This window comes from Gemmatimonas groenlandica, from assembly GCF_013004105.1.
Lineage (GTDB): Bacteria > Gemmatimonadota > Gemmatimonadetes > Gemmatimonadales > Gemmatimonadaceae > Gemmatimonas > Gemmatimonas groenlandica.
Genome location: NZ_CP053085.1, coordinates 3,012,428 through 3,033,872, shown reverse-complemented (window position 1 = coordinate 3,033,872; position 21,445 = coordinate 3,012,428). Strand labels below are relative to the sequence as shown.

23 protein-coding genes are annotated in these 21,445 nt (G+C 65.3%); 13 read left to right on the top strand and 10 right to left on the bottom strand.

The features are described from left to right. Positions 1 to 116 precede the first annotated feature (116 nt). On the top strand, positions 117 to 1,184 hold the full coding sequence (locus HKW67_RS12795) for a phytoene/squalene synthase family protein (RefSeq protein WP_171225750.1): 1,068 nt from the start codon (positions 117 to 119) through the stop codon (positions 1,182 to 1,184). Here HKW67_RS12795 and HKW67_RS12790 read toward each other — a convergent pair. The 6 genes from HKW67_RS12790 to HKW67_RS12765 are packed head-to-tail and all read right to left on the bottom strand — an operon-like array spanning position 1,171 to position 4,934. Then, on the bottom strand, positions 1,171 to 1,986 hold the full coding sequence (locus HKW67_RS12790; protein ID WP_171225749.1) for a hypothetical protein: 816 nt from the start codon (positions 1,984 to 1,986) through the stop codon (positions 1,171 to 1,173). The two genes, HKW67_RS12795 and HKW67_RS12790, sit on opposite strands and share 14 nt — an antisense overlap. A 33-nt stretch (positions 1,987 to 2,019) precedes the next feature. Then, positions 2,020 to 3,189, bottom strand: a complete 1,170-nt coding sequence (locus HKW67_RS12785; protein ID WP_171225748.1) for a hypothetical protein — start codon at positions 3,187 to 3,189, stop codon at positions 2,020 to 2,022. A gap of 51 nt (positions 3,190 to 3,240) precedes the next feature. After that, positions 3,241 to 3,858 carry a zinc ribbon domain-containing protein gene (locus HKW67_RS12780; protein WP_171225747.1) on the bottom strand — a complete coding sequence of 206 codons (618 nt, stop codon included), beginning with the start codon at positions 3,856 to 3,858 and terminating at the stop codon, positions 3,241 to 3,243. A 5-nt stretch (positions 3,859 to 3,863) separates the two neighbouring features. Further along, complete coding sequence (locus tag HKW67_RS12775) at positions 3,864 to 4,043, bottom strand: hypothetical protein (protein ID WP_171225746.1); 180 nt, start codon at positions 4,041 to 4,043, stop codon at positions 3,864 to 3,866. A gap of 40 nt (positions 4,044 to 4,083) precedes the next feature. Next, complete coding sequence (locus HKW67_RS12770) at positions 4,084 to 4,722, bottom strand: ribonuclease H family protein (protein ID WP_171225745.1); 639 nt, start codon at positions 4,720 to 4,722, stop codon at positions 4,084 to 4,086. Then, the gene (locus HKW67_RS12765; protein WP_171225744.1) at positions 4,719 to 4,934 is read right to left on the bottom strand and encodes a hypothetical protein; all 216 of its coding nucleotides are present in this window, start codon (positions 4,932 to 4,934) and stop codon (positions 4,719 to 4,721) included. Before HKW67_RS12765 ends, HKW67_RS12770 begins: the two co-directional genes overlap by 4 nt. Before the next feature lie 152 nt (positions 4,935 to 5,086). Between HKW67_RS12765 and HKW67_RS12760 the strand changes: the two genes are divergently transcribed. The 8 genes from HKW67_RS12760 to HKW67_RS12725 are packed head-to-tail and all read left to right on the top strand — an operon-like array spanning position 5,087 to position 13,081. After that, entirely contained in the window at positions 5,087 to 5,239 is a 153-nt protein-coding gene (locus HKW67_RS12760; RefSeq protein WP_171225743.1) for a hypothetical protein, read from the top strand. After that, positions 5,236 to 5,325 (top strand): potassium-transporting ATPase subunit F, encoded by a 90-nt coding sequence (locus tag HKW67_RS22800; protein ID WP_171225742.1) that lies wholly within the window; start codon positions 5,236 to 5,238, stop codon positions 5,323 to 5,325. Before HKW67_RS12760 ends, HKW67_RS22800 begins: the two co-directional genes overlap by 4 nt. Before the next feature lie 7 nt (positions 5,326 to 5,332). Then, positions 5,333 to 7,057 (top strand): potassium-transporting ATPase subunit KdpA, encoded by a 1,725-nt coding sequence (gene kdpA, locus HKW67_RS12750; protein ID WP_171225741.1) that lies wholly within the window; start codon positions 5,333 to 5,335, stop codon positions 7,055 to 7,057. After that, positions 7,057 to 9,153 (top strand): potassium-transporting ATPase subunit KdpB, encoded by a 2,097-nt coding sequence (gene kdpB, locus HKW67_RS12745; RefSeq protein ID WP_171225740.1) that lies wholly within the window; start codon positions 7,057 to 7,059, stop codon positions 9,151 to 9,153. The genes kdpA and kdpB overlap by 1 nt, the downstream gene beginning before the upstream one ends. A 13-nt stretch (positions 9,154 to 9,166) precedes the next feature. Continuing rightward, the gene (gene kdpC, locus HKW67_RS12740) at positions 9,167 to 9,793 is read left to right on the top strand and encodes a potassium-transporting ATPase subunit KdpC (RefSeq protein WP_171227656.1); all 627 of its coding nucleotides are present in this window, start codon (positions 9,167 to 9,169) and stop codon (positions 9,791 to 9,793) included. Next, a complete protein-coding gene (locus HKW67_RS12735) occupies positions 9,790 to 10,986 on the top strand; it encodes an outer membrane beta-barrel protein (protein ID WP_171225739.1) in 1,197 nt (398 codons plus the stop codon). The genes kdpC and HKW67_RS12735 overlap by 4 nt, the downstream gene beginning before the upstream one ends. After that, entirely contained in the window at positions 10,986 to 12,167 is a 1,182-nt protein-coding gene (locus HKW67_RS12730) for a universal stress protein (protein ID WP_171225738.1), read from the top strand. The genes HKW67_RS12735 and HKW67_RS12730 overlap by 1 nt, the downstream gene beginning before the upstream one ends. Next, positions 12,164 to 13,081, top strand: coding sequence for a histidine kinase (locus HKW67_RS12725; protein WP_171225737.1), 918 nt, complete (start codon positions 12,164 to 12,166; stop codon positions 13,079 to 13,081). Before HKW67_RS12730 ends, HKW67_RS12725 begins: the two co-directional genes overlap by 4 nt. Positions 13,082 to 13,105: 24 nt before the next feature. On the opposite strand, the gene HKW67_RS12720 is transcribed toward HKW67_RS12725, so the two are convergent. Genes HKW67_RS12720 through HKW67_RS12710 form a run of 3 tightly spaced genes read right to left on the bottom strand, consistent with a single transcriptional unit; the run spans position 13,106 to position 16,139 of the window. After that, on the bottom strand, positions 13,106 to 14,269 hold the full coding sequence (locus HKW67_RS12720) for an ArgE/DapE family deacylase (protein WP_171225736.1): 1,164 nt from the start codon (positions 14,267 to 14,269) through the stop codon (positions 13,106 to 13,108). A 10-nt stretch (positions 14,270 to 14,279) separates the two neighbouring features. Beyond that, positions 14,280 to 15,227: a GHMP family kinase ATP-binding protein gene (locus tag HKW67_RS12715; RefSeq protein ID WP_171225735.1), complete on the bottom strand. Its 948-nt coding sequence runs from the start codon at positions 15,225 to 15,227 to the stop codon at positions 14,280 to 14,282. 6 nt (positions 15,228 to 15,233) lie between these two features. Next, positions 15,234 to 16,139 carry a hypothetical protein gene (locus tag HKW67_RS12710; RefSeq protein WP_171225734.1) on the bottom strand — a complete coding sequence of 302 codons (906 nt, stop codon included), beginning with the start codon at positions 16,137 to 16,139 and terminating at the stop codon, positions 15,234 to 15,236. 282 nt (positions 16,140 to 16,421) lie between these two features. Here HKW67_RS12710 and HKW67_RS12705 point away from each other — a divergent pair, with 282 nt between their 5' ends. The 3 genes from HKW67_RS12705 to HKW67_RS12695 all read left to right on the top strand — a co-directional run bounded on the left by HKW67_RS12705 (position 16,422) and on the right by HKW67_RS12695 (position 18,700). Then, positions 16,422 to 17,564 (top strand): CaiB/BaiF CoA transferase family protein, encoded by a 1,143-nt coding sequence (locus tag HKW67_RS12705; protein WP_171225733.1) that lies wholly within the window; start codon positions 16,422 to 16,424, stop codon positions 17,562 to 17,564. Positions 17,565 to 17,678: 114 nt separating this feature from the next. After that, entirely contained in the window at positions 17,679 to 18,239 is a 561-nt protein-coding gene (locus tag HKW67_RS12700; RefSeq protein WP_230981178.1) for an RNA polymerase sigma factor, read from the top strand. Beyond that, positions 18,239 to 18,700 (top strand): hypothetical protein, encoded by a 462-nt coding sequence (locus tag HKW67_RS12695; RefSeq protein WP_171225731.1) that lies wholly within the window; start codon positions 18,239 to 18,241, stop codon positions 18,698 to 18,700. Before HKW67_RS12700 ends, HKW67_RS12695 begins: the two co-directional genes overlap by 1 nt. A gap of 143 nt (positions 18,701 to 18,843) precedes the next feature. Here HKW67_RS12695 and lpdA read toward each other — a convergent pair whose 3' ends face one another. After that, the gene (gene lpdA / locus HKW67_RS12690) at positions 18,844 to 20,256 is read right to left on the bottom strand and encodes a dihydrolipoyl dehydrogenase (protein WP_171225730.1); all 1,413 of its coding nucleotides are present in this window, start codon (positions 20,254 to 20,256) and stop codon (positions 18,844 to 18,846) included. Positions 20,257 to 20,359: 103 nt separating this feature from the next. Between lpdA and HKW67_RS12685 the strand changes: the two genes are divergently transcribed. Then, a complete protein-coding gene (locus HKW67_RS12685; RefSeq protein WP_171225729.1) occupies positions 20,360 to 21,055 on the top strand; it encodes a response regulator in 696 nt (231 codons plus the stop codon). The last annotated feature ends 390 nt before the right edge of the window (positions 21,056 to 21,445 follow it).

The following is a 21,445-nucleotide window of genomic DNA, read 5'->3' as shown; positions in this document are numbered from 1 at the left end:
CCTCGTGCCCGTACGGCGGCTGCGGCAAGGCCCAGTTGGGCCCCGACCGTTCATTCCTCAAACACGCGGTCCGGACTTGGTGACGCACGACGGCCGCGCATCGTATCTTGCACGACATGACACTGCCGATCGCCGTCTCTGCCGCCCTGTCTCAGCGCGATGCCGCCCGCTTCTGTGAGGCCATCCTGCCGGCAGTGTCGCGCACGTTTGCGCTCGGCATCAAAGTGCTGCCTGGTGCGCTCGGTCAGGCCGTACTCGATGCGTATCTGTTGTGCCGCATTGCCGATACCGTCGAAGACGCGCCGGCCGTCGATCCGCACGTGAAGGCGGCGCTGTTCGACGACTTCCTCGCGGCATTTAACGATACCGCCGCGCTCGAGCGGTTTCTGCAGGGTGTGAAGCCGCTCGTGGGCGACGAAGCGCATCTGTCGCTCACGCTCAACGCGGACCTCGTGTTCGCACACTTTGCGGTGCTGCCGCCGAAAACGCGCGCAGTGGTGCAGAAGTGGGTGGCCGAGATGGCGATCGGCATGCGCAAGTTCGTGCTGCTCTATCCCGACGGCATTCGCATTCAGACCGTCGAGGAGTACAAGGAGTACTGCTACTATGTCGCCGGCACGGTGGGCTACATGCTGACCGACTTGTGGCACGAACACTCGTCGAGCATCGGCACCAAACGCCACGCCATTCTGCGCGAGCGGTGCCGCGCATTCGCCGAGGCGCTGCAGACCGTGAACATCCTGAAGGATGTCGCCGTCGACGCCGAGAAGGAGAATTCGGTGTACGTGCCCGAGGAGCTGCTGCGCGCGCACGGCAGCTCGCAGAGCAGTATTCTGGCGCCGGAGCTCATCGCGAAGAACCGCGAGGCGCTCACGCAGCTCATTCAGCTGGCGTGGCACGATCTCGAAGAAGCGCGCATGTATCTGCTGCTCATCCCGCGCCGTGCGATTTCCATTCGCCTGTTCTGCATTCTGCCGCTGCTGCTCGCCTACGCCACGCTGCGCGATCTCGTGCAGAGCACGGCCATGCTCAAGCCGGGCGGGTCGGTCAAGATCTCGCGTCGCGAAGTGAAGTCGTTGCTGATGACCGGCTCGATGCTCGTGATGAGCAACGCGGGTGTGCGCTGGCTCGTGGAGCGGGTGCGCCGACGCGCGTTCGTGCTCGAGCTGGTTACCGCGCCGTAATCTGCGTTACGACCTTTTGTAGCAGGTTGGGCGGTTCCTTCATGCGATCCTGCTCCAGTTCGTCGAGTAACTGCTCGATGCGCAGATGCATGCGGTCGACCGCGTTGCGGTAGGCGCGACGCAGCGCGCGCCAGCCGAGAAATCCGCCGCCGCCCACGAAGGCGGTGAGTCCGGCGAGAATGCCCGTGCCGGCGCCGGCGCTGACCAGAAAGAGCACCGGGACCGCGACGACGGCGTACAGCAGGCCGAGAGCGAGGACCAGCGCGACGGCCTGATTGCGCTGCATACGGCGCATGCCGGCGATATCGGCATCGAGACGGACCACGCTGCGCGCCCCGTCGATGGCCGTGACACTGGCGGTGAGCTGGTCGACGCGCACGAGGTCGAACCGCCGTCCGCCCACGCCGAACGAACGGAGAAAATTGCCGAACGGATCGCGACGCGGCTCCCAACTCTGCCGGTCGCCGAGGCGACGACGCGTGGACAGTGACTCCATCCGCGGCATCCAGGTGTCGAGGCGACGTAGGATATCGTCGGGCGTGCCGGGTACGGTGCGCTGCGCGCCCAGCGACGCCGGTCCAAGACTATCGAGCAACATTCCCGATTCGGTCTCCGCCATTGGCAAGCGCGCCCGTTCCTCGGCGATCGCCTGACGCACGTGCGCCAGATCGAGCCCGACCTCCTTGGCGATTTCGAGCAGACGCTCCTCCGACACACTCTCCACGCCCTCGGAGGTGGTCGTCTGCAGTTCGCTGGCGCGGGCCAGCACGCGCTCGAGCGCGGTGCGCGGGATATCAGCCATGGATTGGTGACGCGTGAAGCGCGGTAGTCAGCACTAGATGCCGCTCAAGATGATGTCGATCTGCCGCTGGAGTGCCTCGCGAATGGCGGGCGGCAGGGCGAAGCCGTAGTCGAAGAGTGCGTTGTACGCCGTCACACCCGAACTGCGAATATTGGCCTGTTCCACGTAATAGCGCACATAGCCGTCGCGAAGCTCCGGCGCGATCACGGCCAGCAGCATCGCGCCGGCCTGTACCTGACCCATCGACACATAGCGGTCGGCCGTGCCGGCGCGCTGTTCCGCCGGCGTGGTGTTGTCGGTGACCACCGTCCCCACCAGCGAACCGGTGATTTCGTGCGCGAGCACGTACAACACCTGCGCCGCATCGGCACTGCGCGAGGGGAAGGGCACCGCCACCATCGTCTGCCGGTTCGGACCGGTCGCAGTCCGACCTTCGCCGCCGATGGGGAGCGACAAGACCAGATCACCTTGTCGTTGCGACGTGTTGTTGAGAAAGCGCTCGAATTTCACGCGATACACTTGCTGCCACAGACTATCCACCGACGTGATCACCGGTGCCCGGGTGCGAATCACGCGCGAATGCTCGGCGTTAAAGAATCGCTCCTGTTCATCGAGCACGCCGGCCAGGAACAAGCGGAGCCACTCGCGATCAGCCGCGGTCGGAAACATCGACGCGATGAGCGCCACGCGCGCTTGCGTTTCGCGATCGGGGGCACGCCGCGGATCGCCCTCGAATTGCAAGAACCGCTCGAGCGCATACTTCATGGCATCCCAGTTCGCGAACTCGAACGGGAGAAACTGCGCCTGGAGATACCCGCCGGTCAGTGGCAAGCGCTTCGCGAGTGTCGAGCGATTGGCATCGAGACTCGTGAGCACATTGCGCTGGTTCTTCACGACGACGAGTGAATCGCGATAGCCGTTCCGATACAGTCGCACGCGGCTGGTGTCTTCACTGATCAGCGCGAACGCATGGAGCCACAGATCGATGTGCTCGGCCGTGCGCACGGGCCAGCGCAGCGGTGGCTGCGTCGATGGCAGTGCCGACTGCTGCGACGACGGCGGCCCACTGGACGGGGCCGCGCCATTGGGGGTGGCCGGCGTGCCCACTGGAATCGCCGACGCGCACGCGGCACAGGGGCCGAGCAGCGAGGCGGCGAACAGTGTGTGTCGAACGAAGGGCCAGACAGAGAAAACGTGAGGCATACACGAGTATACACCTCACGCCATCGACAGGATTCAGCGGGCCGCGCGGAACTAGCTGGCGCGACGGATCGGTATCGCGATATCCGGCAGGTCGGCGCTGCGACCGCAGGTCACGCAAAAGCGCCAGTTCACGTCGAGCTCGGTGCTGCAGGCGGGGCACTGCCGCTTGGTGAGGTCCATGCCGCAATGCGGGCAGAACGTCATGCGGCGGTTCTCGGGCAGTCGGTTGCCGCAGAAGCGACAGCCGCAGGGCTTGGTTTCCGGCTTCGACTCACCCGACCGATCGCTGATGTCGGTGGCGGGCGGCGTCGCCATCCGCTCCGTGCCGACCGTGGTCGCCTGTTGGGCCAGCGTCAGCGAGGTCGTCGCCCACGCGCGCACCAACGACATCGAGGGTGAGGGTGAGGCGAGGGCCTGCGTACAGGCCGCTTGCAGTCCCGACTCGGTCTGGAGATAGCCGCGCTCCCCGGCGATGAGGCGGAGCACCGCCCGCTCGAAGGCGTCGGCGCCACCGTCGGCCATTTCACGACGCGCCTCACGGAAGGGCAGGAGCCGTTCCTCGAGATCAGTGAGCGTGAAGCCCTGCGTCAGGAGATGCGGATACTGCGTCCGAACCGTACGCGAGAGCCGGAAGGCAAGACGATCGAGATCGTCCAGCGAGCGTGACACGACGCTCACTTCCCTTCGGCTGCCATACGCTTGTCCACGTCGTTTCCCATGCGCTCACGCGTCTCGCCACCGATGCGATCCACGACTCGCTCGGCGACGTTCTTGTCGTTCTCTTGCGCGTCTTTCCAGCCGTAGCCGTAGCCGATGGCGACGCCGATCGCGAGGATGAATAGATACTTGAACATGAGCATCCGGAGTTGGACCGGCACTCGTGCGCCGGAGTCCTTACGTCATCCGACGCGCAGTCTTGGCCCCGGGTAACGCGGGAGCCGGTGCGAAGGCGTCCGGCGCAGGAAATGGTGACAGTGGGGCCCGCTTGGTGTTGGCCCGGACCGGCTGCGCGGCCCACCACTCCTCGAACGACGACACGACGAGTCCATCCGAGCGGTCCTGCACGGCGGCCGCCCGGGTCGCCAGATGATTGGCGTATTCGTTCTGAGGATGGCCGGCGTGCCCTTTCACCCACGCCCATTGCGTCTCGTGCATGGCCACGGCCTCCACTGCCGCCTGCCAGAGCTCCACGTTCTCCACGGGTCCCTGCGCCCGTTTCCAGCCCCGCGCCATCCATCCCCGCACCCACGACGTCATCCCGTCCACGATGTAGCGGGAGTCGGTCGTGAACAGGACCGACAGCGGGTTACCCTTCCGCGACATCGCCTGGTAGCTGTCGATCACCGATCGCAGCGCCATCCGGTTGTTCGTGGTGTCGGGTTCCGAGGCCCACAGGTCGAATCGCTGCACGGTGCCGTCGGCCTTTCGGAATTCGATCAGCGCGCCGAGTCCGCCGGGAGTATCACCAATCTTGCCGTTGCCAAGGCAGGATTCGTCGGCAAACACCGCCACCAGCGGATACTTCGCGCTCACTTCACGATCTCCATGCCGTCCAGCTCGTCGATATAGATCTCGAGCAAGCTACCCGTACTCGGATGACGGGCGACGATCAGCTCACGCCCGTTGTGTAGACGGAGCCGCTCAGGGATCACGAGAAATTCGGTGCCGCGACGATAGAGCTGGAGACGAGTGCCATCCGTGATGGCGCGCTCGAGTTTGTCGTATTGGAGAACGGAGAGCTGCATCCCGAAAACTACACGATTTCTTTGTGCGCCAGACGCCCGATCTTTGCGCGGCCTTTACGGGCCTCGCGGTACGCTTCCCCTCAGTTGCGAAGCTGTCATGGTCTCGGGAGGTCCCCGGATCTGGAGCGCAACCCGCATGAGGAGGTTGTCCCGTGATCGATCTCGCCTATGTGCTCGGTACCGTCGCGTTCTTCGCGCTGATGCTCGCTTACGTCCGGGTGTGCGAAGGGTTGGGCTCGTCCAACGCTGACGGTGCGGAGCGCGCGCCTGCCGACGATACCCTTGGCCGCGAGCGTGTCGCATGAGCGCCGAAAGTGCCATCGCCTCGGTGATGGCTGTGGCCGTGCTTGTCTATCTGACATACACGCTTATCCGTCCCGAAAAATTCTGAGCCATCCATGACCTTCGACGGCTGGTTCCAGATCATCGTCTTCAGTCTCGCGATTCTTGCCATCGCGAAGCCACTGGGACTCTACCTCGTCCACGTCTACGACGGATCCGTTCGTTGGCTCCGCCCTATCGAGCGCGTCATCTACCGCGTCGCCGGCGTCAACGCTGATGACGATCAGCACTGGACGCGCTACGCGGGCGCCATGCTGCTCTTCAGCGCGGCATCGATGCTGCTGACGTACGTCGCGCTGCGCGTGCAACATCTGTTGCCGATGAACCCGCAGGACCTCGGTGCGCTGCCCGACCGGCAGGCCTTCGAGACCGCGGCGTCCTTCACGACCAACACGAACTGGCAGAGCTACGGCGGCGAGTCGACGATGTCGTACTTCTCGCAGATGTCTCAGCTCACGTTCCACAACTTCGTGTCGGCGGCGGTCGGCATGGCCGTCGCCGTTGCCCTGGTGCGAGGCATTGCACGCCGGTCCGGCGACGGGCGCGGACGCATCGGAAACTTCTGGGTCGATCTCACGCGCGGCACGCTCTACGTCCTGATTCCGCTCTCGCTGATCTGGGCGCTGGCGATGGTGCAGCAGGGCGTGATTCAGAACTTCCATCCGTATCTGCAGGTCACGACGCTCGAAGGCGCCACGCAGACGATCGCGATGGGCCCCGTCGGCAGTCAGGAGGCGATCAAGCAGATCGGGACGAACGGCGGCGGCTTCTTCAATGCCAACTCGGCGCACCCGTTCGAGAATCCCACGCCGTGGTCCAACTTCCTGTCGGTCTTTGCGATCTTCGCCATTCCATCGGCGTTGGTCTACCTACTTGGTCGCATGGTCGGCAACACGCGACATGGCTGGTCGGTCTGGTCCGCGATGTTCCTGCTCTTCCTGGCCGGCACCGGGGTGACCTACTCGGCCGAAGCGCGCGGGAACCCGACGCACGCCGCACGTGGCCTCGACGTCGCCACCACCGCCGTGAATCCCGGCGGCAACATGGAAGGGAAAGAGACGCGCTTCGGCATTGCGAATTCGGCACTGTATTCCGTCGTGACCACCGACGCGTCGTGCGGCGCGGTGAACGCCATGCATGACTCTTTCACGCCGCTCGCCGGGATGGTGACGATGGTGAACATGCAGCTGGGCGAAGTGATTTTCGGCGGGGTGGGGGCTGGCCTCTATGGCATGATCATCTTCATCGTGCTCACGGTCTTCATCGCAGGACTGATGGTGGGGCGCACCCCGGAGTATCTCGGCAAGAAGCTGCAGGCGCGTGAAGTACAGATGGCGATGCTCTACGTGCTCGCATCCGCGGCGTCGATCCTGGTGTTCACGGCGATCTCCGCCGTCTCGCCATCCGGACTGCAAGGGCTCAACAACAGCGGCCCGCACGGGCTTTCGGAGCTGCTCTACGCGTTCACGTCCACGACGGCGAATAATGGATCCGCGTTCGCTGGTTTGACCGGATCGACCTACTGGTACAACACGCAGTTCGGCGTGGCCATGCTCGTGGGCCGCTTCGCCTTGATCGTCCCGTTGCTGGCGCTGGCCGGGTTTCTGGCGGAGAAGAAGAGCGCCCCTGCGTCGGCCGGGACGTTCCCGGTCGAAGGACCGGTCTTCTCGGCGCTTCTCATCGGCGTCGTCATTGTCGTTGGTGCGCTCACCTTCTTTCCGGCGCTCGCGCTCGGGCCGATCGTCGAGCACTTCTCGATGGGATCGGGAGGGCTCTTCTAATGGTCAGCACACAATCCCGTCCGCTCTTCGACCCACCGATCGTTCGGCGGGCAGTGCGCGATGCGTTCGTGAAGTTGAATCCGAAGCACATGGTGCGGAATCCCGTGATGTTCGTGGTGCTGCTCGGCTCCGCCTATACCACCGCCGCCCTGGCGCGGGATATCGCCGCCGGACGCGATGGCATCGCGTTCACGCTCCAGTTGACGCTGTGGCTGTGGTTCACCGTCCTGTTCGCCAATTTCGCCGAAGCGATGGCTGAGGGGCGAGGCAAGGCGCAGGCAGACACGCTGCGCGAGAGCCGCACGCAGATCAGCGCCAAGAAGCTCGACGCGTCCGGCACCGAGCGCGCCTACAATGTGGCTGAGTTCGAGAACGTGTCGGCGGCAACGCTCCGCCGCGGGGATCTCGTTGTGTGCGTGCCGGGCGACGTCATTCCCGGTGACGGTGAAGTCGTGGAAGGCGTGGCGTCGGTCGACGAGAGTGCCATCACGGGCGAGAGCGCTCCCGTGATTCGCGAGAGCGGCGGTGACCGTTCGGCCATCACCGGCGGTACGAAGGTGCTGTCCGACTTCATCGTGGTACGGATCACCGCCAATCCCGGCGAGACCTTCATCGACCGGATGATTGCGCTCGTCGAGGGAGCCAGCCGACAGAAAACGCCGAACGAAATCGCGTTGACCATCCTGCTGTCGGGTCTCACGATCATCTTCGTGCTCGCCGTTGCCACGCTCCAGCCGTTCGCGATCTACGCCGGAAGCCCGGTCGCGATCACGGTGCTCATCGCGCTCCTGGTGTGCCTCATTCCGACCACGATCGGCGGCCTGCTGTCGGCGATCGGCATCGCGGGCATGGATCGTATGATTCAGCAGAACGTTATCGCGATGAGTGGACGCGCCGTCGAAGCGGCCGGTGACGTAAATACGCTCTTGCTCGACAAGACCGGGACAATCACGCTGGGCAATCGGCAGGCCTCGGAGTTCGTAGCGGTCGGTGGCACCGCCGTCGCAGATCTTGCCGATCGCGCGCAGCTCGCGTCGTTGGCCGACGAAACGCCCGAAGGCCGAAGCATCGTCGTCCTCGCCAAATCGCAGTATGGTTTACGTGGACGCGAGGTCGGCGGCGACGCGACCTCCGCCGCCATGGAGTTCGTGCCATTCAGTGCCAGCACGCGCATGAGCGGCGTGAATCTCGATGGGCGCGAAACGCGGAAGGGCGCCGGCGACGCGGTGATCCGGTGGACGCGTGAACATGGCGGCACGGTACCCGCCGATCTGGAGCCCACGATTCAGCGTGTCGCGCGTGAGGGTGGTACGCCGCTCGTCGTGGCCGAGCGCGACAATGGGATCGCGCGAATCCTCGGCGTCATCTATCTCAAGGATGTCGTGAAGGGCGGCATGAAGGAGCGATTCGACCGCTTGCGGGCGATGGGCATTCGTACGGTGATGATCACGGGCGACAATCCCCTGACGGCGGCGGCCATCGCACAGGAAGCGGGCGTCGACGACTTCCTGGCCGAGGCGAAGCCCGAAGACAAGATGGCGCTGATCAAGCGCGAGCAGGCGGGGGGCAAACTCGTCGCGATGACTGGCGACGGCACCAACGACGCGCCCGCGCTCGCGCAGGCAGACGTCGGCGTCGCCATGAACTCCGGTACGCAGGCGGCCAAGGAAGCCGGCAACATGATCGACCTCGACTCCAATCCCACGAAGCTCATCGAGATTGTGGAGATCGGGAAGCAACTGCTCATGACCCGCGGCTCGCTCACCACGTTTTCGATTGCCAACGACGTCGCCAAGTACTTCGCGATCATTCCCGCAATCTTCATCTCGGTGTACGGCGTCCGCGGCGCGTTACAGCCCCTGAACGTCATGCGCTTGCACTCGCCGGAGAGTGCGATCCTGGCGTCGGTGATCTTCAACGCGCTCATCATCGTCGCGTTGATCCCGCTGGCGCTCCGCGGCGTCAAGTACCGTCCGGCGGCAGCCGGCGCCATTCTCCGTCGAAATCTGCTGGTGTACGGAGTGGGTGGACTTATCGTGCCGTTCGTCGGGATCAAGGCCATCGACGTGCTGCTCGTCCTCCTTCGTCTCGTCTGAGGGTGCTCTCATGATTCGCTCGAATATTCGCCCCGCCCTCGTGCTGACCGTGTTGCTGTGTGTCATTACGGGGATCGGATACCCCGGCCTCGTGACCGGGCTCGCGCAGCTCATCTTTCCGCGTCAGGCCAATGGCTCGCTGGTTCGCGTGAACGGTCGTATCGTGGGCTCGGAGCTCATCGGCCAGTCGTTCACGCGTCCTGAGTACTTCCATCCGCGGCCCTCAGCCGCGGGTGCCGGCTATGACGCGACGGCGTCGGCCGGTACGAACAAGGGTCCGACCGACCGCAAGCTCGCCGACACGCTGATCGCGCTGCGCGTCGATAGCGCGGTGCAGCTCGACGGGGCCATCAAGGGCCAGGTTCCGTCGGACATGGTGACGGCCAGCGCCTCGGGGCTCGATCCGCACATTTCGCCAGCCAACGCGCGGCTGCAGGTCGCGCGGGTGGCGCGCGCCCGCGGCGTGTCCGCCGCCGATGTGCAGAAGTTGCTGGACGCGCGTACGGAAGGCCGACAGTTCGGCGTGCTGGGCGAGCCTCGCGTGAACGTGCTCCTGCTGAACATCGCGCTCGATTCTGCGCTGACGATACGCCCGGCCAAGACGGCGCTGGTGCCAACTCTCCCCCGGACTCTTCCATGATCGCATATCCGAATCGCCATCCGTGGCACCACGCGCGCTCAATCGCTTGCGCCACGGTCGCCGCCCTTGCGCTCGCCGCGCTGCCGCGCCGCGCCGCCGCGCAACCCGCCGTCGCGCAACCCGCGCCGGCTGATACCACCGTTCGCGTCACCTACGGCGCGTTCGTCGACGGCTACTTCGCCTACGATGCCGGTCGCCCGGCGTCATTCGACCGCTCCTTCGCCGGTGGTGCGCCGTTTACCACGCAGCCGTCGCGGCACAATGAGTTCAACATCAACCTGGCCTACGTGGAAGCCGTGCTCGCCGGAGCACGGGTACGTGGTCGCTTCGCCCTTCAGGCCGGCACGTCGGTCCAGTCGAACTATGCCGGCGAGCCGGTGAACGGAACCATCAGTGGCCCATCGCTCGCACGGCACATCCAGGAAGCCGTGGTCGGATACAAGATCGCCGACCACGTGTGGATCGACGGCGGCATCTTCTACTCCAACATGGGCATGGAAGGCTGGGTCTCGCGCGACAATCCGACCTACACACGCTCGCTGGTCGGCGATTACTCGCCGTACTACTCGACGGGCGTCAAGGCGACGTGGGCGGCAACCCCCAAGCTCACGGCCCGGCTCGACATCGTGAACGGGTGGCAGAATATTTCGGAGAACAACAGTGGAAAGGGCGCGGGGATTCGACTCGACTACGCCGTCACGCCGACGTCCACGCTGAGCTATTACAATTTCATCTCCAGCGAGGCTGGCTCGCGCGTGCGGAGCTTCAATGGAGTCGGTGCGAAGCTCGCGACGGCTGGCGGATGGACGTTGCTCGGTGAAGCGGATTACGGAACGCAGTCCCGTCCGGCAGGCGCCGCCGGTACCTCCAGTTGGATCAACACCGCGGCGATTGTACGACGCCAGGTCGCGCCGACGATTGCGCTCTCAGGTCGCGTTGAATACATGCGCGATCCGGACCAGGTTGTTCTCGCAACCGGCACACGCGGCAGCGGAGCGACCGCGATCGCGAATGCACCGTTCCGCGCCGTCGGCGCGTCCGTCGGCGTCGACGTGCAGCCGCAAGCGCGCTTTCTGTGGCGCTCGGAAGTCCGTGGCTGGCAGAACCGCGACGCCATTTTCCCGGATGGCCGCAACGAGACGCCGTCGAAGCGCAGCGGATTCGTCGTGTCGTCGCTCGCGCTGACCTTCTGATGGAAGCGCCCGAGGCGAGCTTCCTCGAGCTCGTGCGTCAGCGCGAGCGTGGGAAGCTCAAGCTCTACATCGGGTCCTCGGCCGGGGTGGGCAAGAGCTACAAGATGCTGCAGGAAGCGTACGACATGCGTCGGCGCGGCGTGGACATCGTCGTCGGCTTCGTGGAAACACATGCACGCGCCGATACGGAGGCGCAGCTCCGTGACCTCGAGGTGCTCCCGCGCCGACGCATCGAGTACCGAGGCGTCTCGCTCGAAGAGATGGACGTCGACGCCCTCGTCGCGCGACGTCCGCAGATCACGATCGTCGACGAGCTGGCGCACACCAACGTGCCCGGTTCACGCAATGGGAAGCGGTGGCAGGACGTGTTGTACTTGCTCGACGAGGGCATCAATGTCGTCTCCGCCGTCAACGTGCAGCACCTCGAGTCTCTCAACGACGTGATGCAGCGCGAGCTTGGGGTGCTGGTGCGCGAGACGGTCCCCGACTGGGTCGTCGCCCAGGCCGATCAGGTGGTTAATCTCGATATTTCATCGGAGGACCTTCGTCAGCGTTTGCGCGAAGGCAAGATCTATCGCGCCGAAAAAATCGAAGCGGCACTGACCAACTTCTTCACCGACGAGAATCTGAGTACGCTGCGCGAGCTGGCCTTGCGCGAAACGGCGAACTCGGTGGATCGCGCGCGCGAAGGATTGATCCGTCGCGAAGACGGGCCGGGTGGCGCCGGCCTGGCCCCGCGCACCGTCGATCGACTGCTGGTCTGCCTCTCGAGCAATCCGCCGTTGTCCCGCGTGCTGCTTCGGAAAGCGAGCCGCATCGCCGGCCGGCTCAACTCTGACTGGTATTGCGTGTACGTGCAGACGCCCGATGAACGCGCCGATCGTATCGACGCGACCGTGCAGCGACGGCTGGTCGACAACATTCAGCTCGCCCAGTCGATGGGTGCCGAAGTCGTGAAACTGGAAGGCACCGACGTGGCGGCGACACTGGTGCGCTTTGCCCGTGAGCGTGGCGTGACACTGGTGATCATCGGTCAATCGACGCGCTCGCGCTGGCATCGGTTACGCCACGGATCGGTCGTCGATCGGTTGATCGCCGGACGCGAAGGGCTGGATGTGCTGGTGGTGTCGTTGTTCGACGAGGCCGAGGCGACACTGCTGTCGCGAGCTGACCTTCCATGACCGTCGGGCAGCGCCTCTTTCTCGCGCTGGTCCCGTCGCTGCTCGCCGTCGCGCTGGCGCTCGGGCTCGCGTACTACGGACAGTATGCACGTACCGCGCCCGAACTCGTCGTCGTCGGCGCCTCGATTCTGGCGATCGCGTCGCTCGTCGTCACGTGGTTGAACACGCGCTATCTCGCGCGCCGCATCACGCGACTGGCCGGGCCCAGTGCGGCCGGCACGCGCGATACCCCCGACGAATTGGACCGCATCGAACAAGTCGTCGATCAGCTGGGGAGTGCGCTCTCCGTGTCGAAAGCCGAAAGTGCAAAGGCACAGGACGCGGCGGGACTTCGGCTGCACGAACACGCGACGCTGTTATCGGCAACCGTTCGCTCGACGCTCGGTCAGCTCGACGACGTGCGCCTCCCGCTTCATATCCTGCTCGAGGCGAAGTTCGGGGACCTCAACGAGAATCAGGAGGAGCTGCTGGGCGCCGCGCGTGATGCGGCCGACGCCATGGACGAGGCACTCCGACGACTCGGGAAGATTGCCGACGCAGATCGCGGTGCGCTGCCGGTGGTGCGCGAGCTCGTGCAGGTGAACGACGTCATCCGCGCGGTGCTGCCGCTCGCCCATGTGGCGGCAGAACGGCGCGGCGCACGCGTGGAGTCGTCACTCGAACCGGCGTTGCCGCGCGTCTCGGCCGACCGCGTGCGTCTGGCTGAGGCGCTGGCGCTCTTCTTCGAATCCGCCGCAGAGCATGTGTCGAGCGAGCGTCCACTCCGCATTGCCAGCGCGCGCGACGGGCGCACCATCTTGATCTCGGTGTCCCCGCGCCCTGACACGACGCCCGCGCTGGCGGGTCGACTGCTCGAAGTGCAAGGCGGGAGCCTCAGCATGACGAATGCCGCCGCCGAGATTCGAGTCGGCTGACGGCGGCGGTTTACGCCTTATCGCCTACGCCTTCTCGCGACCCCACCCCGCACAGACCGCTTCCAGGATCTCCGTCGCCCGCTCGAGATCGGCAATCTCCACCCACTCCGTGTCGGAATGCGCGCGGGCAATATCGCCCGGTCCGAAGCACAGCGCCGGGATCCCCGCTTCGGCGAACAGGGCCGCATCGGTCCAGCACGACAACCCGGCCATCGTGGGCTCGATTCCGCCAGCGGTGCATGCGGCGCGTACGGACGCGATCAACGGGGCATCGAGCGCGAGATCGAGCGGGGGCTGTGCGCACACCAGCGAAACGTCGGCTTGGAATCCCGGGCGTGAGGCCGTGAGCACATCGCAGAGCGCGCGGATGTCGGCGAGCGCCTGCTCGCCGCTCTCTCCGGGCAGCGTGCGGCGTTCGATACGCAGCGTGCAGCGTTCGGCATAGGTCGACCAGCCCGTGCCACCGACGATCGACGAGGCATGCAGTGACGCACGGCCCAGTAGTGGATGCACGCGGGTCATGAGCACATCCTGTTCGTACCGATCGAGCGCGGCGAGCAACAGCCCGGCGTGACGGTTCGCGTCGATGCCCACGTCGTACCGACTGCCGTGCGCCGCGCGTCCATGCAACACCACTTCGATCCACGCGAATCCCTTGTGTGCCGGCGCGATGGCCATGCGCGTGGGCTCCGTGATGATCGCCCCGGTGGCGCGAAGCCCTTGCTCGAGCAGCGCGCGAGTGCCGATCGACGCATACTCTTCGTCGCACACGGCCGTGATGATGATCTCACTGGCCAGCGAACCACGCGCCGCGGCGCGGGCGGCGGCCACGCACATCGCCGCTACGCCACCCTTCATGTCGGTGGTGCCGCGCCCGAACATGCTGCCGTCACGCACCTCCGGCGCGAACGGTGCGTGCGACATGCCTTCCACGCCGACGACATCGAGATGTCCGTTCAACACGAGCGGTGTGCGGCCGGTGGGGCCGATGCGGGCGATCACGTTGGCGCGGCCGGGCGCAATCTCCTGCAGCGACACGGCGAATCCCCACGCGTTCAACACGGCCGCGAGATGCGTCGCGCACGCGAGCTCACCCGGCCCGTCGGGCACGAGTGATGGATTGCGCGAATCGATCGCGACCAGCGATGCGGTCAACGCGACGGGATCGAGCGGATATCGGTACGTCACGACCTACAGTCTAGGCGTCGGGCGGGAGCCGCGACACCTCTACGCCCGTCGTGGCGATGCGCCAGGGGAGGACCTCCCCAAATGGCGCGACGGCCTCGACCACGCGGGCCGCGTCGCTCGCCGCACTGATGATCATGACGCATCCGCCGCCGCTGGCGCCAAGCGCCTTGAGACCCTGCGCACCGGCGGCGCGCGCCGCCTGCTCGAGCGCGTCGATCCGTTCGGTGGTAATCCGCGGATGCAACGCCCGCTGGTGTATCCAATGCTCGTCGACGAGCGCGCCGAGCGTGGTGACATCGGCGGCGTGCAGCGCACTGCGCATCCCACGAGCCAGCACCGCCATGCGGTCGAGCGCCTCCATGACGCGCGGCGTGCGATTGCGGTAGGCATCGAGTACGGCGGTGATCGTGTCGCCGGAGATACGGGATTCGCCTGTGTACACGAGGGTGATGCGCGCCTCGAGCGCGGTCCGACCGGCGGCCGACAGCGGAATCGCCTCCACCTCGACCGCGTCGCCGGAGACGGCGGTGCCGAAGGTCAGTCCAAGCGCGCCACCGTACGCCGCGGCGTAGTGATCCTGACGGCCGCCGGCGATTCCCATCTCTTCAACCTCGAGCGCGCGACTCCACTCCGCGATCGCCGCCGGGGTGACCTCGCGGTCCTGTGCCGCCGCAAGGGCGGCGGCGAGGGCGACGCCCGCCGCCGACGATCCACCAAGCCCCGCGCCGATGGGGAAGTCGCTCTGCATTGCGGCATGACCCGCATAACCGGCGCGCCGACAGGCCGCCTCAACCAGCGGCAGCCGATCGCGTTCGGCGACGCTTGGGCGCAGCGAGACCCGCACTCGCCGCTCGATGGCGAGGTTACAAACAAAGCCGCCTCGCTCTTCGGGATACGGTGGGACATCTGTCCACCCTCCTCCGAAGTCGAGGCGACTCGGTGCCGACGCGACGAACACGTCGAACTACTTCTTCTTCGCCGGCGCCTTCTTGGCGGGAGCCTTGGCTGCCGGCTTGGCCGGAGCCTTCGCCGGTGCCTTGGCTGGTGCCTTTGCGGGGGCCTTCGCCGGAGCGGCGGCCTTCGCTGGTGCTTTCGCCGGGGCCTTGGCGGGTGCCTTTGCCGGCGCCTTGGCGGGAACGGCGACCTTGGCTGGCGCCTTCGCCGGAGGCGTCGCTGCCTTGGCGGCCGCGGGCACCTTCGCCGCCGGAGCGGCCGTCTTGGCTGCAGCGGCTGGAGCCGCCTTGGCCGCCGGCGCCTTCGCGGCCGGCTTGGCCTCGACCTTCGCTTCCACCTTGGCCTCGAGCGGGGCTTCGACGACTTCGACCTTCGGAGCCGGCGGCTTCGGTGCCGGCTTCGGAGGAAGCGGCGCGAAGGTGACCTTGTCGGACGGCTTCTGGGGCTCGATCCGCATGGCCGCCCGCGCCTCGAGCGCCGCTTCAGCCGCGGCGGCAGGCGCCGTCACGGCCTTTGGCAGCTGACCCAGCGGTACCGGCTTCGGCGGCGGCGCCTTCGGTCCGGGAATCGGCAGCGATCCGTGCTTCGCGATATAGGCGGCTTCGGCCTGCTGAATCAGCACCTCGGCCTCTTCCTGCCCCATCTGGCCGCGGCGGACCATGTAGTTGATGAGGTCGCGCGCGCTTTCGATCGCGAAGGGGCTGAACCCCGCCGCCGCACCGATCACCTCGCGCATGGCCCCGGCCATCTTGCTGCCGGCCTCCAGGCTGATCTCGTGCGCCCGCTGCGCCATCTCGGCCGCGGTGTCGCGTGCGTCTGCAGCCCGATGCCCAGGGCCACGGCGCGGGGCCGGACTGGCAGGAGGTGCGTCACCTTCGGTGATCGTGTCGTCGTCAGCCTGCGGCAAATCGGCCATGGGTCGAACGGACTCCTTCCGCCAGCAATGGAGGTAGAGGTGGTCGCCCGACTTTTCTACAGAGGAGGTGCTGCTCAAGCCTCAATAGTATGGTCCACGTCCACCAGAACTGGGGTAACTATATGATTTTCAGTCATCTATGCAAGGTATACGGACGTGATTTGCGAGGTGAACCGCATATTATACGCAAGTCTGGTCGCGGCCGACCTTCAGCTCGGCTCAGGTGGGTCGTTGAAAAGCGAGAGCGTTTTAGCGCCCTTAATAGATCATCATAAGAGCATCATGAAGACATTACCGCTTCAAGGGGTCAGAGTTGTTGATCTTTCCCGCGTGCTCGCCGGGCCGCACTGCAGCATGGCCTTGGGCGATCTCGGTGCCGACATCATCAAGGTCGAGCGGGCCGGATCCGGCGACGATACCCGCGGCTGGGGCCCGCCGTTCGCCCCCGATGGCGAATCGGCGTACTTCCTGAGCACCAATCGCAACAAGTTGTCGCTCGCGGCCGACTTCAAATCTCCCGCCGACATCGAGCTCCTCCACGCGCTGATCGCCGACGCGGATATCGTCATCGACAACTTTCTTCCGGGCGTATTGGCACGATATGGGCTTGATGCTGATCTTTTACTGGCGCGCAATGCACGACTTCTGTGGTGCACCATCTCCGGTTTCGGTCCGCACAGTCATCGCCCGGGCTACGATTTCGTGGTGCAGGCCGAAAGTGGGTGGATGGCGATCACCGGCGAGCCTGATGGTGCGCCGATGAAGACTGGCGTGGCGTTGGTCGACCTCATAACCGGCAAGGACGCCGCGATTGCCCTGCTCGGCGCGCTAGCCGGTCGCGATCGCCTCGTCACGGCGGCGGATCGCCGGATCCACGTCACGTTGCGCGACTCGGCGTTGGCCGCGCTGGCGAACGTCGCGCAGAACACGCTCGTGTCGGGGCGCGACGCCGGCCGCTGGGGCAACGCCCACGCCAATCTCGTGCCCTACCAACTGTTCGCCGCCGCCGACCGTCCGTTCGTGCTGGCCGTTGGGGCCGATCCCCAATGGCCGCTCGCGGCTCGTGCGCTTGGGCTCGACGCGCTGGCCAGCGATCCGGAGCTGGCCACGAACGCCGGTCGGGTGGCGCACCGTGACCGTGTCGTGGCGGCAATCGCCGCGAGCGCGCGGCAACGACCGGCCGCCGAATGGATCGACGCCCTCGAGCAGGTCGGTGTGCCTTGTGGCGTGGTGCGCGGCGTTGAGGACGCACTCAAGGAGGCCGTTGAGCGCGGCGACGCGTCGGCACGCACCGGAATCGCACCGCAGGGACATGGTCGCGTTCGCTACCAGCCGCCCCTTCTCGATGCGCATGGCGCACTCATCCGCAATCACCACTGGAGTGCCTTCCACCACGTGCCGATACTCCCCGTACGGCCTGCGTGACCTCCTCCGCGGCTATTCGTCCTTCCAACGAGACGATCGGCGAGGTTCTTCGCGCTTCGTTTGCTGGAAGGGGTGTCAATACCGTTAATGCGGCGTTATCCTAGCGCCGTGACCATGACGGAAGAAGAACCCACTCCCGCAGACGTCGATTCGGACCAGGACGTCATCTCCCGCATTTTGGCGGGAGAACGCGATGCCTTCGCGATGCTGATCGGCCGATACAGCGATCCACTGTATCGGCATGCTTTGGGTATGACGGGAAGTCCCGACGTAGCCGAAGACATTCTCCAGACATCCTTCATCAAGGCCTATCACCATCTCGGTGAAGTCCGTGGTCGATTCGATGCCTGGCTTTTTCGGATCGTTGCGAACGGGTGCAAGGACTGGCTGAAGAACATTCGGCGCACGCACCTGAGCTACGACGAAGACGACCAGCCCTCCACCTTCGCGAGTCCCGATGAGGACCTCGACCGCACTGAACTGCGGCAGGACCTCGACTCAGCCCTCGCGCAGTTGGCCCCGTCGCTTCGGGAGGCCTTCATCATGAAACATGTTGAAGGACGCTCCTATGAAGAGATGGCGGATCTCTTGGGTACAACCGTTGGAGCACTGAAGATGCGCGTGCATCGGGCACGAGAAGCCCTTCAGACTTTGCTCGAGGAGAAATACGACTGATGCTCGACCGACATGAAGCGCACGACGACCGGAACCTCGGTCAGGATTTGCCGCAACGCGACGCCGCGCCTGTTGCTGATCGTCCGGTGGCAGATCGCGAAGTGCCGCTTCCCGGTATGGCAGCGGCGGAAGGACCAGCACTGGTGATTCACCAGTGGCTCGACGGCGAAACCAGTGAAGCGGAGGCGCGCCGCGCCGATGCCAAGCAGGTTGACCTCTGGAAGATGATTTCGACGGAAACCGAACAGCGTCGTCGCATGACCACGCCGGCCTACGTTGCCGCGAACATCATGGCCGCGATTCCCGAAGCACGCACCGAAACCAAAGTGGCGACGGCCACGGCCACGGCGACCAGTGCCATGGTCGAGCCCAAGTCGTCCAACATGATGCTCATGGTCGTTGGCGTCGCCATGCTCGCACTGGGCGTGGTGATCGGACAGTCTATCGGGAAGATGTTCTGACCGTGCGATCGTAAACTGCCAACTGCTTAGGTAGCAGGGGGGAGAGTTTCAGGGAGGAGGAAGCAGTCCGCTCATGCGGTTCACTGCATCCTCCTCCCTTTTTTATCTCCTTCCTGCCTCCTAAGCAGTCGGCAGTTAGCGGTCTACATGTGAATGGCTCTACCCAATGCGCTCAGCGCCGCTTCCTTGACCGTTTCGCTGAGTGTCGGATGCGAGTGCACCGTGATGCCGATGTCTTCGGCGCTGCCGCGGTATTCCATGGCCAGCACCACTTCGCTGAGCAGGTCGGCCACGTTCGGGCCGATCATGTGGCAGCCCAGGATCTCGTCGGTGTCCTTGTCGACGACGAACTTCACGAAGCCCTGCGTTTCGCCCATCGTGCGCGCCTTGCCGTTCGCGCTGAAGGGAAACTTGCCCACGCGATAGACGCGGCCGCTGGCCTTCACTTCCTGCTCGGTAAGTCCCACCGTGGCGAGCTCGGGCCACGTGTAGACGATGCCCGGGATCGTGCGGTGGTGCATGTGCACCGGTTTGCCGGCGATCACTTCGGCGGCGATCACGCCTTCTTCTTCCGCCTTGTGCGCGAGCAGCTTGCCACCGCACACATCGCCGATGGCATACACGCCGGGCAGATTCGTCTTCTGCTGATCATCGACGAGAATTTCACCACGCGCCCCCATCGCGAGCCCGAGCGCCGCCGGGTCGATGCCGCCGATCGCCGACTTCCGGCCCACCGACACGAGCACGTAATCCGCGTCGAGATGTGAGGCCACACCGTCTTTCTCGACGTGGACACGCACGCCGTCGTCATAGACGTCGGCGCCGGTCACCTTGGTGCCGGTGTGAATCTCGAGCCCCTGCTTGCGGAAGATCTTGTCTGCTTCCTTCACCAGGTCGTCGTCGTTGCCGGTGAGAATCGTGGGCAGGAATTCGACGACCGACACCTTGGCGCCCAAGCGCCGCCAGACGGAGCCGAGTTCGAGGCCGATCACGCCGCCGCCCACGACCACCAGATGCTTCGGCACTTCCGGAATCGACAGCGCACCCACATTCGATAGCACGCGCTTCTCGTCGAATTTCAGGAAGGGCAGCTGCACCGGCACTGAGCCCGTGGCGATGATCACGGACTTGCCCTGCCAGTGCGAAATCGTGCCGTCGGCGGCCTTCACTTCCACCACGTTGCCCGGCTGCAGCGTGCCGTAGCCCTTGGCCCACGTGATCTTGTTCTTCTTGAAGAGGAACTCGACGCCCTTGGTGTTCTGGGCCACGACGTCGGTCTTGCGGGCCATCATCGTCGGCAGGTCGATCGATGCCCCGTCAACCTTGATACCGTGTTCGGCGGCATGGAGGCGCAGCCACTCGTAGTGCTCGGAGCTCTGGAGCAGGGCCTTCGAAGGAATGCAGCCCACGTTAACGCACGTACCACCCAGCGTCTTGTCGAACTCGACGCAGGTGACGGAGAGGCCGAGTTGTGCTGCACGAATCGAGGCGACATAGCCGCCGGGGCCGCCGCCAAGCACCACGACGTCGGCAGAGTGAAGAGTCGGGGAGGTCATGCGGGAAAGCTAATTCCGCGGAAATCCTTTGTGGGATCTTCACGCGTGAGGTCCCCGACGGCCCTCGCCGCGCGCCGTGAGGGCGCTAGCGTTCATGGGATCTATGGCGCCCTCCACCATTCTCGTCATCGAAGACGATACGCCGATTCGATCCGTCATCCGTGCTGCGGCGGAATCCGAGGGCCATATCGTCTATGAGGCCGCCACGGCCGCACATGGGCTTTCCCTTGCCCGTCAGGAGCGGCCCGCATTGATCGTGCTCGACCTCGGGCTTCCCGATGCCGACGGCCTCGCCGTGTGTCAGTCGATTCGCACGTGGTCGTCCACGCCAATCGTCGTGCTCTCAGCGCGTCATACCGATCAGGAAATGGCCCGGCTGCTCGATGCCGGGGCCGACGATTTTCTCGCCAAGCCGTTCAGCACCCTCGAGTTGCAGGCGAGGATCCGTGCGCACCTTCGTCGAGCGCGCATGCCCTCGCTTGCTCGCGATGACGCACCGCTCCACGTCGGCCGATTGACGATCGATCGCGCCACGCGCACGCTGACCAAAGCCGGCGTGGTCGTTCATCTTACGCCGACGGAATGGGCGCTGCTGCTGGCGTTCGTGACGCATGCCGGGCGCACCATGACGCACCAGCAGCTGTTCGACGCCGTCTGGGGGCGGAGTCACGGCGATGCGCAGCAGTATCTGCGCGTGTACGTGGCGCATCTGCGTCGCAAGATCGAGGACGACTCCCTCCGGCCGACGCTCATCATCACCGAGTCCGCCGTCGGCTACCGGTTCGCGCCCATCGATTAGGCGAGGCACGGATCGCGGACGGTGAGTGACCGCCCGGTGGCGGGCGGTATGGTTCCGCACGTCCGGATCTGGTAACGGTCCGGCGCTGCCCTCGCTCCCCCATTGGCCCGGGCGGCGTAGGTCGTAGATTGGAGTCAGCAATCGCCATCCGCGACGTTACCGACCGTCCAACGGCGCGTCATTAGGCACGACGGCACGCAATTCGCGTAGCTACCAAACTGTGCAGCACTTCAATCGCTGGCCGCGACTCCAATCCTCGCATTGAAACGCGTGCTGGTGAAGCCCGACGTCCCGGCGGAAACGCTTAGGGGCGTCGTGGTGCTTTTATAACTGCGAAGTAAGAAGTAGGGGGTAGAGAGTATGGGGTAATCCCCGCTCCCTACCCCCTAC